This is a genomic window from Providencia rustigianii DSM 4541 (genome assembly GCF_000156395.1).
Classification (GTDB): domain Bacteria; phylum Pseudomonadota; class Gammaproteobacteria; order Enterobacterales; family Enterobacteriaceae; genus Providencia; species Providencia rustigianii.
This window is the reverse complement of record NZ_GG703827.1, coordinates 4,308-4,695: the sequence shown is the minus strand read 5'-3', so window position 1 is coordinate 4,695 and position 388 is coordinate 4,308. Positions and strand designations below refer to the sequence as shown.

1 protein-coding gene is annotated in these 388 nt (G+C 45.1%); it reads left to right on the top strand.

The features are described 5' to 3' along the window. The coding region (locus tag PROVRUST_RS18500) for a phage terminase small subunit (protein WP_006816447.1) at window positions 1–388 on the top strand (388 nt) is incomplete at both ends.

Genomic DNA, 388 nt, shown 5'->3' with positions numbered 1-388 from the left:
CCCATCAGCAGCAACACAAGTTAAATTGATGTTGAGGCAGCACATGCGTGACTTGAGCAAAATTCAATCATTTGAACGTAAAGCGGCGTATAAGCGAAAAGCCTTGCCGTTGTATGAAACGTGGGTCACTGAAACGCTAAAAGGCAATTCAGGGGCGCAAGATGATGTATTGATGTATCTCATGTTGTGGTGTTTTGATGCGGGTGTATATGAGCAAGGACTTGATATTGCTGAATATGCACTCAAGCACAATCTTACCATGCCGTCAGGTCAATCGCGCACAACAGGATGCGCCATTGCCGAGGAAATGGGAGATAGAGCCAAAGAATCATACACCGCGAAGAATCCAATCCCACTGGATATCTTACAGCGCACAATGTCATTGATT